The sequence below is a fragment of the Mediterraneibacter agrestimuris genome, from assembly GCF_943193195.1.
Lineage (GTDB): Bacteria > Bacillota > Clostridia > Lachnospirales > Lachnospiraceae > Schaedlerella > Schaedlerella agrestimuris.
Map to the genome: position 1 here is coordinate 69,532 of NZ_CALPDG010000004.1, position 18,124 is coordinate 87,655.

The 18,124-nt window shown below is 43.0% G+C and carries 15 protein-coding genes and 1 other annotated feature; of the genes, 1 reads left to right on the top strand and 14 read right to left on the bottom strand.

Annotated features, from left to right (window positions below):
* Positions 1 to 213: 213 nt before the first annotated feature.
* From NFS18_RS03565 to proS, 10 genes are all read right to left on the bottom strand, one after another.
* The gene (locus tag NFS18_RS03565; protein ID WP_251388016.1) at positions 214 to 1,140 is read right to left on the bottom strand and encodes a DUF7916 family protein; all 927 of its coding nucleotides are present in this window, start codon (positions 1,138 to 1,140) and stop codon (positions 214 to 216) included.
* A gap of 71 nt (positions 1,141 to 1,211) precedes the next feature.
* A complete protein-coding gene (locus NFS18_RS03570; protein WP_251388017.1) occupies positions 1,212 to 2,456 on the bottom strand; it encodes an iron-containing alcohol dehydrogenase in 1,245 nt (414 codons plus the stop codon).
* 54 nt (positions 2,457 to 2,510) lie between these two features.
* Positions 2,511 to 3,449 (bottom strand): hypothetical protein, encoded by a 939-nt coding sequence (locus NFS18_RS03575; protein ID WP_251388019.1) that lies wholly within the window; start codon positions 3,447 to 3,449, stop codon positions 2,511 to 2,513.
* 164 nt (positions 3,450 to 3,613) lie between these two features.
* Positions 3,614 to 4,297, bottom strand: a complete 684-nt coding sequence (locus NFS18_RS03580) for a DUF2461 domain-containing protein (protein WP_251388020.1) — start codon at positions 4,295 to 4,297, stop codon at positions 3,614 to 3,616.
* A gap of 15 nt (positions 4,298 to 4,312) precedes the next feature.
* Positions 4,313 to 5,164 (bottom strand): RNA polymerase sigma factor, encoded by an 852-nt coding sequence (locus NFS18_RS03585; RefSeq protein ID WP_251388022.1) that lies wholly within the window; start codon positions 5,162 to 5,164, stop codon positions 4,313 to 4,315.
* 149 nt (positions 5,165 to 5,313) lie between these two features.
* Positions 5,314 to 6,501 carry an elongation factor Tu gene (gene tuf / locus NFS18_RS03590; protein WP_251388024.1) on the bottom strand — a complete coding sequence of 396 codons (1,188 nt, stop codon included), beginning with the start codon at positions 6,499 to 6,501 and terminating at the stop codon, positions 5,314 to 5,316.
* Between the two features lie 209 nt (positions 6,502 to 6,710).
* Positions 6,711 to 8,828 carry an elongation factor G gene (gene fusA / locus NFS18_RS03595; RefSeq protein ID WP_251388026.1) on the bottom strand — a complete coding sequence of 706 codons (2,118 nt, stop codon included), beginning with the start codon at positions 8,826 to 8,828 and terminating at the stop codon, positions 6,711 to 6,713.
* A 12-nt stretch (positions 8,829 to 8,840) separates the two neighbouring features.
* Positions 8,841 to 9,311, bottom strand: coding sequence for a 30S ribosomal protein S7 (gene rpsG / locus NFS18_RS03600; protein ID WP_251388028.1), 471 nt, complete (start codon positions 9,309 to 9,311; stop codon positions 8,841 to 8,843).
* A gap of 327 nt (positions 9,312 to 9,638) precedes the next feature.
* Positions 9,639 to 10,058 (bottom strand): 30S ribosomal protein S12, encoded by a 420-nt coding sequence (gene rpsL, locus NFS18_RS03605; RefSeq protein ID WP_004847546.1) that lies wholly within the window; start codon positions 10,056 to 10,058, stop codon positions 9,639 to 9,641.
* A gap of 210 nt (positions 10,059 to 10,268) precedes the next feature.
* On the bottom strand, positions 10,269 to 11,711 hold the full coding sequence (proS, locus tag NFS18_RS03610) for a proline--tRNA ligase (RefSeq protein WP_251388239.1): 1,443 nt from the start codon (positions 11,709 to 11,711) through the stop codon (positions 10,269 to 10,271).
* Between the two features lie 114 nt (positions 11,712 to 11,825).
* Positions 11,826 to 12,029 (bottom strand) — a binding site (T-box leader).
* A 249-nt stretch (positions 12,030 to 12,278) separates the two neighbouring features.
* Here proS and NFS18_RS03615 point away from each other — a divergent pair.
* Entirely contained in the window at positions 12,279 to 12,647 is a 369-nt protein-coding gene (locus tag NFS18_RS03615) for a VOC family protein (RefSeq protein ID WP_251388030.1), read from the top strand.
* A 15-nt stretch (positions 12,648 to 12,662) separates the two neighbouring features.
* On the opposite strand, the gene NFS18_RS03620 is transcribed toward NFS18_RS03615, so the two are convergent.
* The 4 genes from NFS18_RS03620 to NFS18_RS03635 form a co-directional block, all read right to left on the bottom strand.
* Positions 12,663 to 14,837, bottom strand: coding sequence for a glycosyl hydrolase family 95 catalytic domain-containing protein (locus NFS18_RS03620; RefSeq protein ID WP_251388032.1), 2,175 nt, complete (start codon positions 14,835 to 14,837; stop codon positions 12,663 to 12,665).
* 10 nt (positions 14,838 to 14,847) lie between these two features.
* Positions 14,848 to 15,693, bottom strand: coding sequence for a carbohydrate ABC transporter permease (locus NFS18_RS03625; RefSeq protein ID WP_251388034.1), 846 nt, complete (start codon positions 15,691 to 15,693; stop codon positions 14,848 to 14,850).
* A gap of 5 nt (positions 15,694 to 15,698) precedes the next feature.
* Positions 15,699 to 16,616: a carbohydrate ABC transporter permease gene (locus NFS18_RS03630; protein ID WP_251388036.1), complete on the bottom strand. Its 918-nt coding sequence runs from the start codon at positions 16,614 to 16,616 to the stop codon at positions 15,699 to 15,701.
* 93 nt (positions 16,617 to 16,709) lie between these two features.
* Positions 16,710 to 18,116 carry an ABC transporter substrate-binding protein gene (locus tag NFS18_RS03635; RefSeq protein ID WP_251388038.1) on the bottom strand — a complete coding sequence of 469 codons (1,407 nt, stop codon included), beginning with the start codon at positions 18,114 to 18,116 and terminating at the stop codon, positions 16,710 to 16,712.
* Positions 18,117 to 18,124: the final 8 nt, after the last annotated feature.

Below are 18,124 nucleotides of genomic sequence, written 5' to 3' on the forward strand. Positions count from 1 at the left end.
TTAAAGTAATATCGTTATCAGCCTTACTTGCGCAACTGTGTTCCTCCATGCCCCGCGTCGAGCATAATTGAATATGGCATAACTTTCTCCCTTCATTCACTCCTATATGTAACCGTTCAGCCTTCTGCTGCACTGTTACTCCTATATCAATATATGCGGAAGAAAATACTGTGTGAAACATTTTTTAGTTTTGCGGCAGGGAACGCAATTCCCCTATCTTCGGATGGAAACTGCCATTCGGTGATAGGTGTGGCGGATTCCCCGGATCACTTTTCCATATTCAAGGATATTTTCCGGCAGCGCCATGCCGCCGTATCCTGCATCCCCAAGATGATGCAGATCCATACCTGTCATCTTACACATCAATGCAATCTCTTTGATAGTATCTGTATCAGCCCCTTCCTGTGAAGTGCCTATTGCAGTCATAGTCATCTTCCCTAGCTCATGTGCACAGACCACCAGACTGCGGACATATTCCATCTTAATTCCGGGTACAGTTCCCGGCGCCGGCATAAGAATAATGTCTGCTCCTGCTTCTGAAAATGCCCGTACATCTGCTTCTGTCAGAATCTTTTCTCCAGATTCGGATAAAATCCCGGACGCATGCATTTTGCCCGCAATCAGCGCCGCCTGTTCTCCCAAGTGTTCCTTATATAGCTTCAATGTATCTGTGATAGCCGCATTGGTCACTCCGATTCCCGGATTTCCTGTAAGAACAATAAAATCGATCCCCATCTCTACTGCCTTTTTTGCATTATCAAGAGTGGCGGCGCGTCCCTTTGTAAGCCGCCACATTTCATTTGTCTCAACACTGCTGTCTTTACCTTGTTCCAACGGTTCCAAATTAATACCTACTGGTCTTCCTGTTAATTTCTTGATCTTGCGGATGACATCTGAAGCTTCTGTCTGCGGCAGACCGTGAATCACAGGATCGTCTACATCAAACATATTCAACAAAATGATATCTGCCCCCATTGCTGCTGCAAACTCTGCATTGGTCACATCTCCCAGCATAGGCTGAAGAGCTCCGATCGTCTCGCATACAAGCACTCTTCCTTCACTTGACGCAATTGCTTTCAACAGCTCTTCTTTACTCATATTTTCAAAATCTGATGCCGCGCAGTCTAAAAAACGTTTCATTTATCCGCTCTCCTTCTACAATTATCTCTTTAACAGGCTTCCTTTTACACCTTAAACCAAGTACAAAACCGTTATCGTGCCATTTCGTAAATTTTTTTCATATCTGCTTCCAAAAGCACTCTTGCAGATCCTTTCTTTCCACCGCTGGCAGCGCTGCATTTTCTTGCCATTTCTGCAATCTGTTCTTCCAGCGGTTCAATCCCCAGTTCCTTCATTGTCACCGGCATGTGGATTGCATGGAAAAACTGTTCCATTGCTTCGATTCCATTTAAACAGACAGCTTCTGCTCTTTCTCTGTCATGGTCAGCTAAATTCTCCGGTGTTATCTTTCCTCCGGCAAATCCCTCCGGCAGTCTCTCCAGCGCTTTAATTCCCATAACATTTACCGCAAATCGATAGAAACGATGCAGACAGTTTTTATATACATATCTTGCCCAGCTTCCCCAAAGTGCTGTCAATCCCGCTCCATGTGCAACATCAAACATTCCGCCGACCTCATGCTCAAGCCCATGTGTTGCAAAATCCCGCTCACTGCTTCCACAGCCTGTCAATCCATTATGGGATAAACTGCCCGCCCACATAATCTCTGCCCTGGCATCGTAGTTATCCGGTTCATTTACAAGGATCAACGCTTTCTTCATTACAGTTCTCATCAATGCTTCTGCTATACTATCCGTAATTTCCATCTGATCGCCGTTTGTAAAATAGCGTTCCATTGTATGCATCAAAATATCCGCACATCCGCAAAAAGTCTGATAATCCGGCAATGTCATTGTCAGTTCCGGATTCATCACCGCAAATACCGGACGTCCATAATTACTGCTGTATCCTCTTTTTATCCATCCGTCCTCTTTCGTAATGACAGAAGAATCACTCATTTCACTTCCTGTTGCAGCAATGGTAAGAACAACTCCCACCGGAAGACATCCGCCGGCTATTCTCTTTCCAGCATAAAAGTCCCATACATCGCCTCCATTTGCCACACCATATCCAATTGCTTTAGCAGAATCCAATGCACTTCCGCCGCCCACGGCAAGAATAAAATCTACATGTTCCCGCTTTGCCAGTTCAATTCCTTCGTATACAAGCGATAGTCTGGGATTAGGCACGACTCCTCCAAGCTCCGTAAATGAAATCCCTTCTGCATCAAGCGCTCCTTTGACTCTGTCCAGCAAGCCGCTCCGTACAACACTTCCGCCGCCATAATGGAGCAATACTTTCTTTGCCCCCTGTGCTTTTACAAGCGCCCCTGTCTGCAATTCTGTATCTTTTCCGAATACAACATTTGTAGGTGTATAATAAGAAAATCCTGCCATATCCGCTCTCCTTTCAAGTACTCTTATGCACTATCCTTCTTGCATGCCCTGATTTTACTCTGTAAAGTCCATTCCCAGAGACATCATATATTCTGTAAAATCACCAACACTCAAATTAAGACCGCCATCATACATTTCTTCGATTCCGACCATCATCATTTGAGTCCCTTCCTGTAAAGCTGGGTCTGCTTTATCAATCATTGCCATCTGTTCATCACTGAATCCAAACATTTTCTGCATCATCGCCAGACAACAGTTCATCTTCTCATCATCTGATGCCGTCTGCCAGTCTTCCTTCAGCCAGTTCAAATATGTGTTACCGTAATCCTTGCCGGATGCAACAACCAATTCCTCCGGAATTGTATATAAGCCAGAACCGATCGCCTCTAAATCACCTCTGTCTGGTTCATATTGATAGTCCTCGTCATGTATCAGCCGGACGGGATATACCACTTCCTCCCCGTATGTCTGCTTTTCAATTCCTTCGTTAAATGCATCTATTATCAGATTGCCAAGTTCAGTACCGAAATCTGCACCGCCCTCCGGATTCTCCAAAATCATCTTTACTGCTGTCTGCATCGTTGCACCTATTAAATCGGACGGATAAATAGCAATATTTACTGTATAATTATCATCCTCATCTTTTTCTGCATCACGCACTTCATATTTTGCCGAAGCAAGCATTTTCTTTGCCAGATCTTTTAGCTCATTCTGATCAGCTATTATTGCTCCTACTGCTTCAAATTCCTGGGCCAGCCCCTCCGCAAAATCATCCAGAAGTTCATCATATTCCTCCAGAACATCTTCTTTCTCTTCACCAGATAACTTTACATACTCGTCAACATCACCTTTCAGTTCTGCATCCATAACTGCCTGCATAACCTTTACCGGGTCAATCTCTGCTTTCTTGCTGCACCCTGTAAATGCTGCTGCAAACAGAACTGCGCCAGTCAAAACTGCCATAATCCTTTTTACTCGTATCATCTTTTTCATTTCGTTTCCTCCTCTTTTTAACATTGAAAATCATCATTTTTACTATACTCCATTTTATAAAGAATATCAAGAAGCCGCAGTTCTTTGCGGCTTCCATTAAGTCGATTAATAACCATTATCTTTTTTTATATAAATTTGCTATTAACCTTAATTTGAATATTTTGTTACCTTGTCGGCATCTGAAAACCTGCTAGTGCCTTGTTCAGATAGTCATTAAAAGGTTTCATGATTCTGAAAATCTCTGCTGCCTTTGCAAGAAATGTCTCTGCATCGATAAATTCTTCATCCTTTATCCGGTATTCCAGATACCAACTCTTAAATTTTAAATATTCCGCTTGCGGATGTTCTTTCTCATATCCCGCAGGAACATTCTTTAATGCCCTTCCCTGTACAGTGAAATATTTTTGAAACTCTGGCTTATGGGTAATCTTTTCCCATTCTTCGCCATTCTGGGCAATATAAGCCCGTATCATTGTTGTTGCATCTTTAAACATATCTGCAAATAATCCGCCGCCCAAAAAGGATTGATTATCGGGCTTTATCATAAGATAATATCCAACAGGGACAGGCAGCTTACCCTTGGAGGAAATATGGGCACGGAATGCAGGATTATAGGGTGATTTATCATGGCTGAAACGTGTATCCCTTACAACTTTAAAAGTAAGGTCTTTTGGATTGTTATGTAAAATGCTGCTATCAAACTTTCCGATTTCCAAAATTAACATCTGTAATAGTTCTTCAAACTCAGCATTTGCTTTTTTATAATCTTCTTTCTTAGCATGATACCAATCACGGTTATTATTCATGCCCAATGCCGATAAGTAATCTAAGATTTTCTGTGTATTCATAATCTATTTTCTCCTTTACGAATTCTGAATAATGGAAAACTGCGTGGAATCTAACAATTCCTGTATCAGATGCTTCGTGCGTTCAGGAGACTGGTAATACTTATAAAAAGAGAAATTCTGTGATAAGTCGTCAATATCTTCCATAGCTCTTTTTACATTAAGCAAAGTTTGGACAGAAATTTCTGCGGCTGCTGTGTAATCTAGTTGTAACGGATTTATTCTGTGACTTTGTATTGCATAATTCACTCTGTCTTTGCACTTGCATCTGCCGCTTCCATACTCTCCGCAATACTTTCCAAGAAATTCAGCCATTTTTTTGCGTATGCGGGAAAGCCGCTGGCGGTAAGCTTCTGGGGTCATTCCCAAAATATCTCCTGCAATACGGCTGTCAACCTTAAACATTGTACCCAATATAAAAATGCATCTGCTTTCCATATCAAGACATTGCAGCATCACATTAGTGCAGGACATTTTCAGTTCCTCCGCCAGAATATCCTTTTCCACATTCTGCGTTAAATCTGGCACATCATGTATTTTTCCGTTTTCTATATCATCCCCATAATACTCAAAACTCAACGGATAATGAGCAAACATATGCTTCTTGTAATTTCTCAAATGATTAGTTGCAATGCTAAATAACCATGTTGTAAATGAGCTGTCACCTCTAAAAGATGACAAATGTGTAATCATTTTCAGCAAAATGTCCTGTGTGGCATCCTCTGCATCCGAAAATGTACCGAGCATCCGCAGGGATAAATTGAATACAATTTCCCGCACACCTATAACAAGGGTTTCAAGGGCTTTTTTATCCCCTGCTGTGGCTTTGTTGACTAAAGCCTGTAATTCTTCATTCGTTTTTTTATTCATAGATTTTTACCTCCTACTTAATTAGACAACGCTCTCTTGCCTGTGTGACAGAAAAATATATTTTTATAAACTTTTGAAAATCATAAAAAGCCCTGGAAACCGAAGTCTCCAAGGCTTAATATTTATTTAGTATAATACGTGATTACAGATTACTCAACAATCTTAGCTACTGTACCTGAACCTACTGTACGTCCACCTTCACGAATAGCGAAACGAAGTCCTTCTTCCATAGCTACCGGATGAATCAGTTCAACTGTCATCTCTACGTTATCTCCAGGCATGCACATCTCGATACCTTCCGGCAGATCACAAACACCTGTTACGTCTGTTGTTCTGAAGTAGAACTGCGGACGGTAGTTGTTGAAGAACGGTGTATGACGTCCACCCTCGTCTTTTGTCAGAACGTAAACCTGACATGTAAACTTTTTGTGGCACTGTACTGTACCTGGTTTGATCAGAACCTGTCCTCTTTCGATCTCAGTTCTCTGAACACCACGAAGCAGAGCTCCGATATTATCTCCAGCCTGAGCCTCATCAAGAAGCTTACGGAACATCTCGATACCAGTTACAACTGTCTTCTTAATATCCTCATGGATACCAATGATCTCTACTTCGTCAGATACATGAAGTGTACCACGCTCTACTCTACCAGTAGCAACTGTACCACGACCTGTGATAGAGAATACGTCCTCTACAGGCATCAGGAACGGCTTATCTGTGTCACGTTCCGGATCTGGAATGTACTCATCAACTGTAGACATAAGTTCCATGATCTTATCTCCCCACTCACCCTGAGGATCTTCCAGAGCTTTCAGAGCAGATCCCTTGATGATCGGGCAGTCTGTGAAATCATACTCTTCCAGAACTTCTGTTACTTCCATTTCTACAAGCTCGATAAGCTCTTCATCGTCAACCATATCACATTTGTTCAAGAATACAACGATATACGGAACGTTAACCTGACGAGACAGAAGGATATGCTCCTTTGTCTGAGCCATAACACCATCAGTTGCAGCTACAACAAGGATAGCTCCATCCATCTGTGCAGCACCAGTGATCATGTTCTTAACGTAGTCAGCATGTCCCGGGCAGTCAACGTGTGCGTAGTGACGGTTGTCTGTCTCATACTCAACGTGAGCTGTAGAGATTGTGATACCACGCTCTCTCTCTTCCGGAGCTTTATCAATGTTCTCGAAATCTACTGCATCATTACCTGCAACTCTCTCAGACAGAACCTTTGTAATAGCTGCTGTCAGAGTTGTTTTACCATGGTCAACGTGTCCGATTGTACCAATATTACAATGTGGTTTGCTTCTTTCAAATTTAGCTTTAGCCATTTTGAATATCCTCCTTAATACTAGCACCTGTTCTCCAGGTTTTATTTAGTTTCGCTTTAGCTCGGCTAACTTTGATTATATTTCAAAATCAGCCGATTTTCAAGCACTTTTATTACAATTCTTTAAATTTTGAATTTTGTGTTATTCTTTTCTTTCATCCCCTTCTTGCCCTGCGGACAAGAAGTATCCCTCGCTTTCAGCTCGGTCAATTAGTCGTTTTTCGCAGATAATACCTTTTCCTGTACAGACTTCGGTACTGGCTCATACTTCTCGAAGAACATTGAGTAGTTACCACGTCCCTGTGTTCTGGAACGAAGGTCTGTAGAATATCCGAACATCTCGGACAACGGAACGTATGCGCGTACGATCTTACCGCCGCCAAGGTCGTCCATACCTTCGATACGGCCGCGGCGAGAGTTGATATCGCCGATAACATCTCCCATATACTCTTCCGGCATTGTTACTTCAACCTTCATAATAGGCTCAAGCAGTGCCGGAGCTGCCTGTTTCATAGCATCTTTAAACGCCATGGAACCTGCAATGTGGAATGCCATTTCTGAAGAATCGACTTCATGGTAGGAACCATCATATACATTTGCTTTGATACCTACAACCGGGAATCCTCCAAGGATACCGGACTTCATAGCCTCTTCAATACCTTCTCCGACTTTCGGGATGTATTCCTTCGGAATCGCGCCTCCTACTACTGTAGACTCGAAGAAGAATGTCTGCTCGCCATTGACGTCTGTAGGCTCAAACTTCACTTTACAGTGTCCATACTGTCCGCGTCCGCCGGACTGTTTAGCATACTTGCTGTCAACATCAACTGCTTTTGTAAAGGATTCTTTGTAAGCAACCTGCGGCGCGCCTACATTTGCCTCTACCTTGAACTCACGAAGAAGTCTGTCTACGATAATCTCAAGATGAAGCTCTCCCATACCTGCGATAATTGTCTGACCAGTCTCCTGATCTGTATGAGCGCGGAATGTCGGATCCTCTTCTGCAAGTTTCGCAAGAGATTCTCCAAGTTTTCCCTGGGAAGCCTTTGTCTTTGGCTCGATAGCAAGCTCGATAACCGGCTCCGGGAACTCCATAGACTCAAGGATTACCGGATGCTGTTCATCACAGATCGTATCACCTGTTGTTGTGAACTTAAATCCGATCGCTGCCGCGATATCTCCTGAGTATACCTTGTCAAGTTCCTGTCTCTTATTTGCATGCATCTGAAGAATACGTCCAACACGCTCCTTCTTGCCCTTTGTTGCATTCAGTACATAAGAACCGGAGTTCATTGTTCCTGAATATACACGGAAGTAAGCAAGCTTACCTACGAATGGGTCTGTCATGATCTTAAATGCCAGTGCGGAGAACGGCTCTTCATCAGAAGAGTGTCTCTCTACTTCGTTGCCATCCATGTCAACGCCCTGGATAGCCGGTACGTCAACCGGTGACGGCATAAACTCGATAACGGCATCCAACAATTTCTGAACGCCCTTGTTCTTGTATGCTGTTCCGCAGCAAACCGGAACTGCTGTACACTCACAAGTTGCTTTTCTCAAAGCTGCTTTCAGTTCATCAGTGGACGGCTCCTCGCCTTCCAGATAAGCCATCATCAGATCGTCATCCAGCTCGCAGATCTTCTCTACCAGCTCTGTACGATATAATTCTGCTTCATCCTGCATCTCTTCCGAAATATCGGTAATAGAAATGTCATCACCCTTATCATCATTATAGATGTAGGATTTCATTTCAAACAGGTCGATAACCCCTTTGAAATCTTCTTCTTTTCCGATCGGAAGCTGAATACAGATCGCATTCTTTCCTAATCTTGATTTAATCTGTTCTACTGCTCCGTAGAAGTTAGCGCCCAGAATGTCCATCTTGTTGATAAATGCCATTCTCGGTACATTGTATGTGTCAGCTTGACGCCATACATTTTCTGACTGAGGCTCTACTCCACCCTTGGCACAGAACACACCTACCGCTCCGTCCAGTACACGAAGTGAACGCTCTACCTCAACTGTAAAGTCAACGTGTCCCGGGGTATCAATAATATTGATACGGTGCTCAAGCGCACCGGCCTTCGGCTTGCAATTTTCCTGCAATGTCCAGTGACATGTTGTAGCTGCTGAAGTAATTGTGATACCTCTTTCCTGCTCCTGAGCCATCCAGTCCATAGTAGCAGTACCTTCATGAGTATCACCGATCTTATGGTTGATACCGGTATAGTACAGAATACGCTCTGTTGTCGTAGTCTTACCTGCATCGATATGAGCCATAATACCAATATTTCTGGTTCTCTCTAATGGATAATCTCTTCCAGCCATTATTGCCTCCTGTTAGAATCTATAATGAGCAAATGCCTTATTAGCCTCTGCCATCTTATGCATATCTTCTTTTCTCTTCACAGATGCTCCTGTGTTGTTAGCTGCATCCAGGATTTCATTTGCCAGTCTTTCTTCCATTGTCTTCTCGCCTCTTTTACGGGAAAACATGGTCATCCAGCGAAGCGCCAGAGCCTGTCTTCTTTCAGCTCTAACCTCGATCGGTACCTGGTAAGTTGCTCCACCGATACGTCTTGCCTTAACTTCCAGTACAGGCATGATGTTGTTCATTGCTTCCTCGAACACTTCGATGGCCGGCTTGTCAGCCTTTGCCTCAACTCTTTCAAATGCTCCGTATACAATCTTCTGTGCTACACCCTTCTTACCATCAAGCATGATATTGTTGATAAGTTTGGTAACAACTTTATTGTTGTATATTGGATCCGCTAATACATCTCTTTTCTGAGTATGTCCTTTACGTGGCACGGTCCTTCCCTCCTTAATCATATTTTCCGGATTTTCTCCGGGATTAATTCATCGGTACTCACATGTGTCCTCTATGGAATGTGTCGCGGCCGCGGGACTTATGATTAAAATCCGCAACCTTTACCTGACATGCAAAATGCATTGTCAGATACGATTCATAGTTCTGTTTGTGATACGATTTAACATATTAGTTACTTGTTTTTGCTAATTCTTACTAAGGCAGTTCTTCTTACTAAGCTCGAAACCACCTCGCTAAGCTCCGAAGAACAATCCTCGCACTAACTTCATGCTGCGCTTAACAGCTTGCATTCACTAAGTGCTCTGGATTTATTTAGCGTCTTTCGGTCTCTTAGCGCCGTACTTAGAACGAGCCTGTCTTCTCTTAGCAACACCTGCTGTATCCAGTGTACCACGAATGATGTGGTATCTTGTACCTGGCAGGTCCTTAACTCTTCCTCCACGGATCATAACAACGCTATGCTCCTGAAGGTTGTGTCCCTCACCCGGGATGTAGCTTGTTACTTCGATTCCGTTAGACAGACGAACTCTGGCGATCTTTCTCAGAGCTGAGTTAGGCTTCTTCGGTGTAGCTGTCTTAACTGCTGTACAAACACCTCTCTTCTGCGGTGCAGATACATCAGTCGCACGTTTCTTCAAAGAGTTATAACCCTTCTGAAGAGCCGGTGCTGTAGATTTCTTTTCAGAAGTCTGACGTCCTTTTCTAACTAACTGGTTAAATGTTGGCATTCTTTTCACCTCCTATGATATTCGTTACCTCTGCCGGTATGGCCTGAGGGGTTGCAGATAATATAGTTATTATCTTTGTCTTACTGAATGAAAATCTATTCAATAAGAGCTTGTTATATCCGCGCACAAAAATATAACGTATTCCTATGCACGCTAAATTAGTTTATTACGTTTTTATTGGAAAGTCAAGGGATTTTATTTATATTTTTTTTAATATGCCTTGCCCCAGTATACCATGTGTTTTGCCGGTTTTCCGCAGCATACACATACATCAGAAATCTGCTCCTGCTCTTTTGGAATACATCTGGAGGTCACGCCGCCAGTCTGTTCTTTAATCGCTTCTTCACAAGCTTCATCTCCGCACCACATCGCTTTAATAAATCCTGTCTCATTTTCAGCAGTTTCTTTCATCTTATCCATATTGTCTGCTGTGTGGATATGAGAATCCAAAAATGCCTTTGCTTTGTCGAACAGAGAAGTCTGTACAGTCTCCAGAATTTCAGAGAGTTTTGTTGTCACTTCGTCGATCGGAACGACAATCTTTTCTCTTGTGTCACGGCGTACTACAACAACCTGTCCGTTCTCGATATCCTTCGGACCGATTTCAATACGTGCCGGAATTCCGAGCATTTCCTGCTCACTGAACTTCCATCCCGGGCTCTTCTCAGAATCATCAATTGCCGCACGGTAGCCTGCTGCCTTCAATGCCGCCAGCAGTTCCTGTGCCTTATCCAGCACGCCTTCTTTGTGCTGTGCGACCGGAATCACACGAACCTGTACAGGTGCTATATGAGGCGGAAGCACCAGACCGCTGTCATCGCCATGTACCATAATGATTGCCCCTATGATACGGGTAGACAGTCCCCATGAAGTCTCATATACGCTGTGAAGCTTATTTTCCTTATCTGAATAACTGATACCATATGCATCTGCAAATCCATTTCCGAAGAAATGACTTGTGCCGGACTGCAGCGCCTTGCCGTCGTGCATCAATGCTTCAATCGTATAAGTATCCTGTGCTCCCGCAAATTTTTCACTCGGTGTCTTTTTGCCTGTCACAAGCGGAATCGCAAGCTCCTGCTCTACAAAATCTTTATACACATCACGCATCAGCAGTGTTCTTTCTTCTGCTTCTTCATAAGTTGCATGAATGGTATGTCCCTCCTGCCACAAGAACTCTCTGGAACGAAGGAACGGTCTTGTCGTCTTCTCCCAGCGCAGTACAGAACACCACTGATTCCATACCTTCGGCAGATCACGATAAGACTGTACGGTCTTGCTCCATACATCACAGAACAATGTCTCTGATGTCGGACGGATACAGAATCTCTCCTGCAGCGGCTCTGTCCCTCCCTGTGTTACCCATGCAACCTCCGGCGCAAATCCTTCAATATGATCTTTTTCTTTCTGAAGCAGCGCTTCCGGGATCAACACCGGAAGGTAGACATTTTCCACACCCGTTTCTTTAAAACGTGCATCCAGGTTTTTCTGGATATTTTCCCAGATCGCATACCCGTTAGGCAGATAGTTCAGACATCCCTTTACTCCTGAATAATCACAGAGCTTCGCCTCGCGCACAACATCTGTATACCACTGTGCGAAATCCACATCGCGTGCGGTAATGGATTCTACTAATTTCTTTTCTTTTGCCATCGTTCTTTTCCTTTCTTTCATATATAAGTATTTCTGTATCAAATTCAGGAGCCTCCCTAAGCGGAACAATTATATTTCACAAGAATTAGAAAACCGCCGGAATCCGCTCCCTCAAAAAGGGACCGAAAAATCCGGCGGTACCACCCTAATTAACCACATTGCTGTGATTCTCTCTTACACCGTTAACGCCGGTTCTACGCTGTATTTTCATACAAAAGCTCCCAAGCCGGTTCCATCTGTTCCCCGCAGGATATTCCCACCAATCGATCCCTCTCTGTGCCGGTTTCTGCATGTACTAATCTTGTTCAACGCCTCTTTGTTATATTCTTTTGATTCCTTGAGATTTTACCCGATAAAAACCAAATTGTCAAGGTTACGTTCACACGGGTCTGCACATTTACTGCACTGAATGTAAAGTTACTGTTCACAGCAGCAGGCTGTGAACAGTAACAATGTAAATATCGTGCTGTAAATATTCCTGTCATACTACTGGTCATTTGAAAAAGAATCTGATATAATCTTTACCAAATTATTCACATTATGATTTTCAAGAAGGAGAACTAAATTATGAACTTTACCTTTGCACATAACAATCTAAATGTATATGATCTGGATAAGTCTCTGGCTTTTTATAAAGAAGCTCTCGGACTGACCGTCACACGTACAAAAGACGCATCTGACGGCAGTTTCAGGCTTGTTTATCTCGGTGATGGTGTAACGCCGCATCTGTTAGAGCTTACATGGCTGCGAGACATGGATCGTCCTTATGAGTTAGGTGACAATGAAATCCATCTGGCATTTACAGTTGATGATTATGACGGTGCCCTTGCAAAGCACAAGGAAATGAACTGTGTATGTTTTGAAAATCCGGCTATGGGTATTTATTTTATTGAAGATCCGGACGGATACTGGCTGGAGATTGTACCGAAAAGATAACGTAACTGCATGCATTTATTTTCCTGAATCTTTTTCATGTTCCGTATTCTCCAATATGACCGACTCCCCACGGGCAAGCGTGATCTCACAATACCGGTCAATAGTTCTCTCCTCAGTCCTTGTGCCCTGATACCGGATCCGCACCCTCCTCATGTCTGTTTCTACCACACACGGCTCACCTGCCAGACTTTCAATCTCAATCCGGCTCGTTCTGCCGTTCTCATACACCGCAGAAACCCGGAATCCGCCCTGTGCAGAGAACCTGTCGAACGATGCTTCTTTCCATTCTTTTGGCATCGCCGGGAATACACGGATCTTACCGCCCCAGCTCTGTAACAAAAGCTGCTGGATGCATTCTGCCGCTGCAAGCGGAGTTTCAATTACCGGTCCTGCCTCCTGATACATGGAGTTCTCTGTGATATGACCATCCAGCAGACGCTGGATATATTCCAATGCTTCTGTTCCTCTTTGATATGCACTATACATCAATGACGCCCCCACATAAGAGAACCCAAGAATATCTCCCTTATAAGAAAACCAATGACGAATTGACTTTTCGAGCAAGTCCCACGAATCACTATTTTCTCTATTTACCAGATACAATGGAACGTGCATCATCAAATGAGAAAAATGCCGGTGTGTTTTTGCGTAAGGCACCCCTTTTCCGATCATATATCCTGTTTCGTCTTCCGGATATGCTGCAAGTTCCCTGCATACATCTTGCCAGATATCCTCTTTTTCATCTGACACATCCAGAATCTTCACAATCTCCAGCAGAGTTTTACATCCCCAGCGTAATAGGCTTAAGTCATAATTGCAGTCTTCACACCTTTCGCCATATTCTGGTGAATCCGTTGGAGGCAAATGCCATTTCCCATCTCTGCCTTTCCATATAAAATGCAGATAATAATTAATACTTCTTCGCAGCAGCGGATATAAAAGCTGCTGCAGCATCTCCTTATCCAATGTCATCCGGTAATACAACCAGCAATCATGCAGCGTCCATGTCAGATTACCCAGCTCTACAAACTGCGCCCCATTATCAATACGCGGATCTGCTGCTTTTGATTTCAGATTATAAGTTGTATTTGTCCCCATTGCGCTGGAATCATAACGGTATTCCGGCGCTACATTTTCAATCAGGTCATCCTGATATTTTGCCAGATGACGATTCAGGGAATCAGCCTGTTCCAATCGCCCGGATGTATAAAGCGGCCAGTAACTAAGCTGTACATTTAAGTTCCACCATGTTCCCGGCCACGGAGTTGTACTAAGCCATACTCCCTGATTATCCAGCACCGGACTGTCACGATGAAGCGTACTGCCCAATTTGTACATCTGTCTCCAATAAAAAGCCTGTAACCTTTTGTCAGGAATCTCTAAACCACTCAGCTCATAATAACGCTTCCACCATTCTTGATGTGCATTTTTATATTCTGTATTTTTTTCTCTCCGTAATACATCTCTGACTTCTTCTGGATGTAGATTTTGTTTCTGGTCAATGGTCACAAAAAGCTTATTTTCATTTATATCATACTGGCAGACAGTAACCGTACGATAGTCATTTGCCAGTTGTTGTTCACTTATCACTTCCGAAACAACTCCGTCCACATCTTGTATGGTTACTTTTGGCAATTCATTCTTCTGGTAATTCTGGTCCACCCGAAATTCTTCCTTCTTTTCTATTCCAAAGCTTTGACGCGGACTGACCGCTTCACGCGGAGTAAAGCGCCAGTTTTGTACCTCTCCCGATTTCTGTTCTATCACAATAACCGGCTGTTCGGCACATATATAAAACCGGCATGAAATTTCCGAAATAACACCACCCTTTTGCCGTTTCCTCAGAAGAAGATCAGTCCGCCCAAGATAAATATCTGTATGCATTTCAAATTCCACACAACCAATATCCTCTCCCCCTAACATTGGAACGGGGTACTCCATATATCCGATCGGAAGCCGTGGATTATCAAACTGCTTTGCCATCCAGAAATCTCGGGATGGTCTTCTGTCATATACTTTATTGCATCCCAGTTCCATATGCAGATACCATACTCCATCCCTGTTTACAAAATAAATCATACTTCCCAGGACACCATTTCCGTGAAATGCCCCTCTGGTCCAGTCCTGAGGCAAATCACGTACATTGTTCCAATAAAAATCCCCTTTTTTTACACTTTCTGCCCGATTCATGTAACTCATCTCATCCTTTCACAGAGCCTGCCGTCAATCCCTCAACAAAATAACGGTTCATAAACAAATATACGATTACCATCGGGAAAATAGACAAAACACTTCCTGCGATCATAATATTCCAGGCTGAAATGCCTTCTCCCATATCTTTCAAAGCAATAACCCCAACTGTCAGCGGCTGGATTTCCGGTTTTGACAAGGACAATGCCAACGGAAGCAAATAACTGTTCCATGCATTTTTGAATGCAAACAATGCGACTGTCGCCAGAATCGGTTTGCTCAAAGGTAAAATTATCAGATAAAATTTCCTAAAAAAGCTACATCCATCCATCTCTGCCGCTTCATCAATCTCTTTACTGATACTCACCATATAGGATTGCATCAGCATGACGAGAAACGGAAGCCCGGATGCTGTCTGTGTAATGATAATACTCCAGATATTTCCCATCAGATGCAGCCGCTGGCACATATTAAAAATAGGAAAGATCAACACCACATTCGGAATGAACATAACCAGTCCCAATACTGCCACAAGCGCCGGTTTTGCACGGAACGTTGTCCTTGCCAGCACATATGCCGCCATAGAGCCAACCACCAGCGTCAAAACAACTGTCACCCCGGAAATCACCAGACTATTGATCGTATACTGTGCAAAATTCGCTTCTTCCCATGCCTTTGTATAACTGGAAAAGTCCCATACTTCCGGAAGAATATTAGATCCTCCATTTAAGAACTCCACACTGCTCTTAAAGGATCCAAAGAATGCATAAATCAAAGGAAATGCACAAAACACAGCCACTAAAATTAATACAACATAGCTACCCAGCCTTCCGGCTGTAACTTTATTTTTCCGCATGACACTCATCTCCCTTCATCGCTTCCGAATTTCTTACTTGTAAGCAAGAAATAAATTGCGCCAACCGCTGCTGTAATAAATGTTGCACATACACTGACTGCCGATGCATATCCCTGTTGTGCCCCCGTACTGTTAAAGAAGTAATCATATATGTACAATGCCATAACAGACGTCCGGTTTCCGGGACCGCCTCCTGTTAAAACCTTTACTGAATCAAACAACTGGAAGCCATTCAAAATACACATCATCGAAATTACCTGGAACATCTGCCCCAGCATCGGGAACGTAATATTTTTAAACTGCTGCCATTTTGAAGCGCCGTCAAGTGTAGCACTTTCATATAATTCCGCCGGTATCTTCTGGATCGCAGCCAGAAACAAAATCATCAAATATCCGACTTGACTCCATGTATTCAACAGAATAATGATGACTTTTGCACTAAATACATTACCCAGCCACTCAACCGGACGGTTAATTAATCCTGTATTGATCAATATCCCATTTACAATTCCGTTATAAGAAGAAAACATAAAGAAAAAAATAATACCGATGATCGCCGTACTCGTTACATTAGGTAAAAAAATGATCGTACGAAAGAAATTCTGTCCTTTAATCTTGCTGTTTACAAGTACCGCCAGAAGCAAAGAAAGAGGAATCTGTATCACATATGCCATAACCGTAAGCTGAAATGTATTCAGAACTGCATTCCACCAGCTTCCGTCACGAAACATACGAAAATAATTGTCCAGACCGATATATACCGGATCTGTAAATCCGTTATATTTCATAAAACTTAAGTATACAGACTCAATTAACGGATATGCACAAAATAAAAAAAATAAAACCAGCATCGGCAAAAGCATCAAAAACATTTGAATATGCTGTGCCCGCTTCCGGTTTCTGCTTGTTACCGCTTTATTCATCACTATCCCTCCTGCTCTCTCATTTATTTTACTCTTTTCAGCTTCCATGTATCAGGGAGAGGACACCTCCCTCTCCCTGATACATTCTATGGTCTATCTTGTATAATAATCAAACCCTTCCGGTTTCAGATCTGCCTCTTCTAAGAGTCCTTCATCCAATGCATTTGATAATGCACTATTGTACGTTTCTGAAAGTTTAGATAACTCAGCGTCAATATCCACTTCTTCACTGTTGATGATCAAAAGTGGGTAAACTGTATCTCTGTCGTCTCCTTCCAGTGTCAGCATAGTATGCGGAGTTACAACAAAGGATGACAATTCTTCTGTACCTGTAGTCAGTCCGACACTTCCCTTAAGTGCCTTTACTTCTTCTTTTGCGTTAATTTCTTCATTTACGCTGTCAAGCAGTGACAAAGAAGGTGCTACCATGGACGCATCCTTTCTTGCCGGCGCTGAATATACATTGTGAAGCAAATAATTAATTGCTTCAAATGCTTCTGCCGGATGCTCGCTTGTAGATGCAATGCAATGTCCGCTTTCAAGCATCAGATAATCCTTGGCTCTCTCAGTCCCTTCGAACACCGGAACTGCTGCCACATCCCAATTCGTTACATCACCGCCTTCAATCTCATTGTTATATCCATTTACCATCCAACTTCCGTCAAAGTAAATACCAATCTTATTTGCAATAAAGTTTGCGCGGATCACTTCAATATCCAAGGATTCTGCTCCCGGCATTACCAGTCCCTCTTTATACATCTTTGCAAAATATTCAATAATCGGTTTCTGCTTTGCAAAGTCAAACTGTCCTGTTGTAAAATCAAAACCATACGGTCCTGTCAAGCCGGAAAGAATTGCAATATCATCAACATTTCTTTCCCATGTAGATCCTGTTTTTATCGGAAGTCCGAAACCATAAAATTCTCCGTCGCCTGCTTCTGTGATCGCCTTCGCAGCATCATACATTTCTTCCAGAGTTGCCGGGAACTCATCCGGGTTCAGCCCTGCCTTCTCAAACAGGTCTCTGTTATAATACGCACGGATATATCTTGTCATATGCGGAATCGCATATACCTGTCCGTCAATATTATATTTCGTAAATGCAGACGGATTGAACTCTGCTTCCAGATCTTCTGTAATATAATCGTTCATCGGTGCCGCCAGACCTGCCTCCATATAAGAAAGCGGATTCCCCAGACCGCTGATTTCAAAAATATCCGGTAATTCTTTGCTCTGACTTGCCAGCTTCAAAACTTCCTCGTAATTATCCCCATAGCACTCTACTGTTACATGAATTTTATCCTGAGATTCGTTAAACTCATCCATTGTAATTGTCTGATTGTTTTCTGCGGAACTGGCTCTTGCCCACATAGTCAGCTCAATTTTGTCAGCGGATTCGCCATTCTTTTTACTTTCTGGTTCACTTTTTTCCTCTCCGCCGCAGGCTGTCAGCCCTAATGACATAGAAAGGGCCAGTAACAATGCAATTCTTTTTTTCATATCATTTC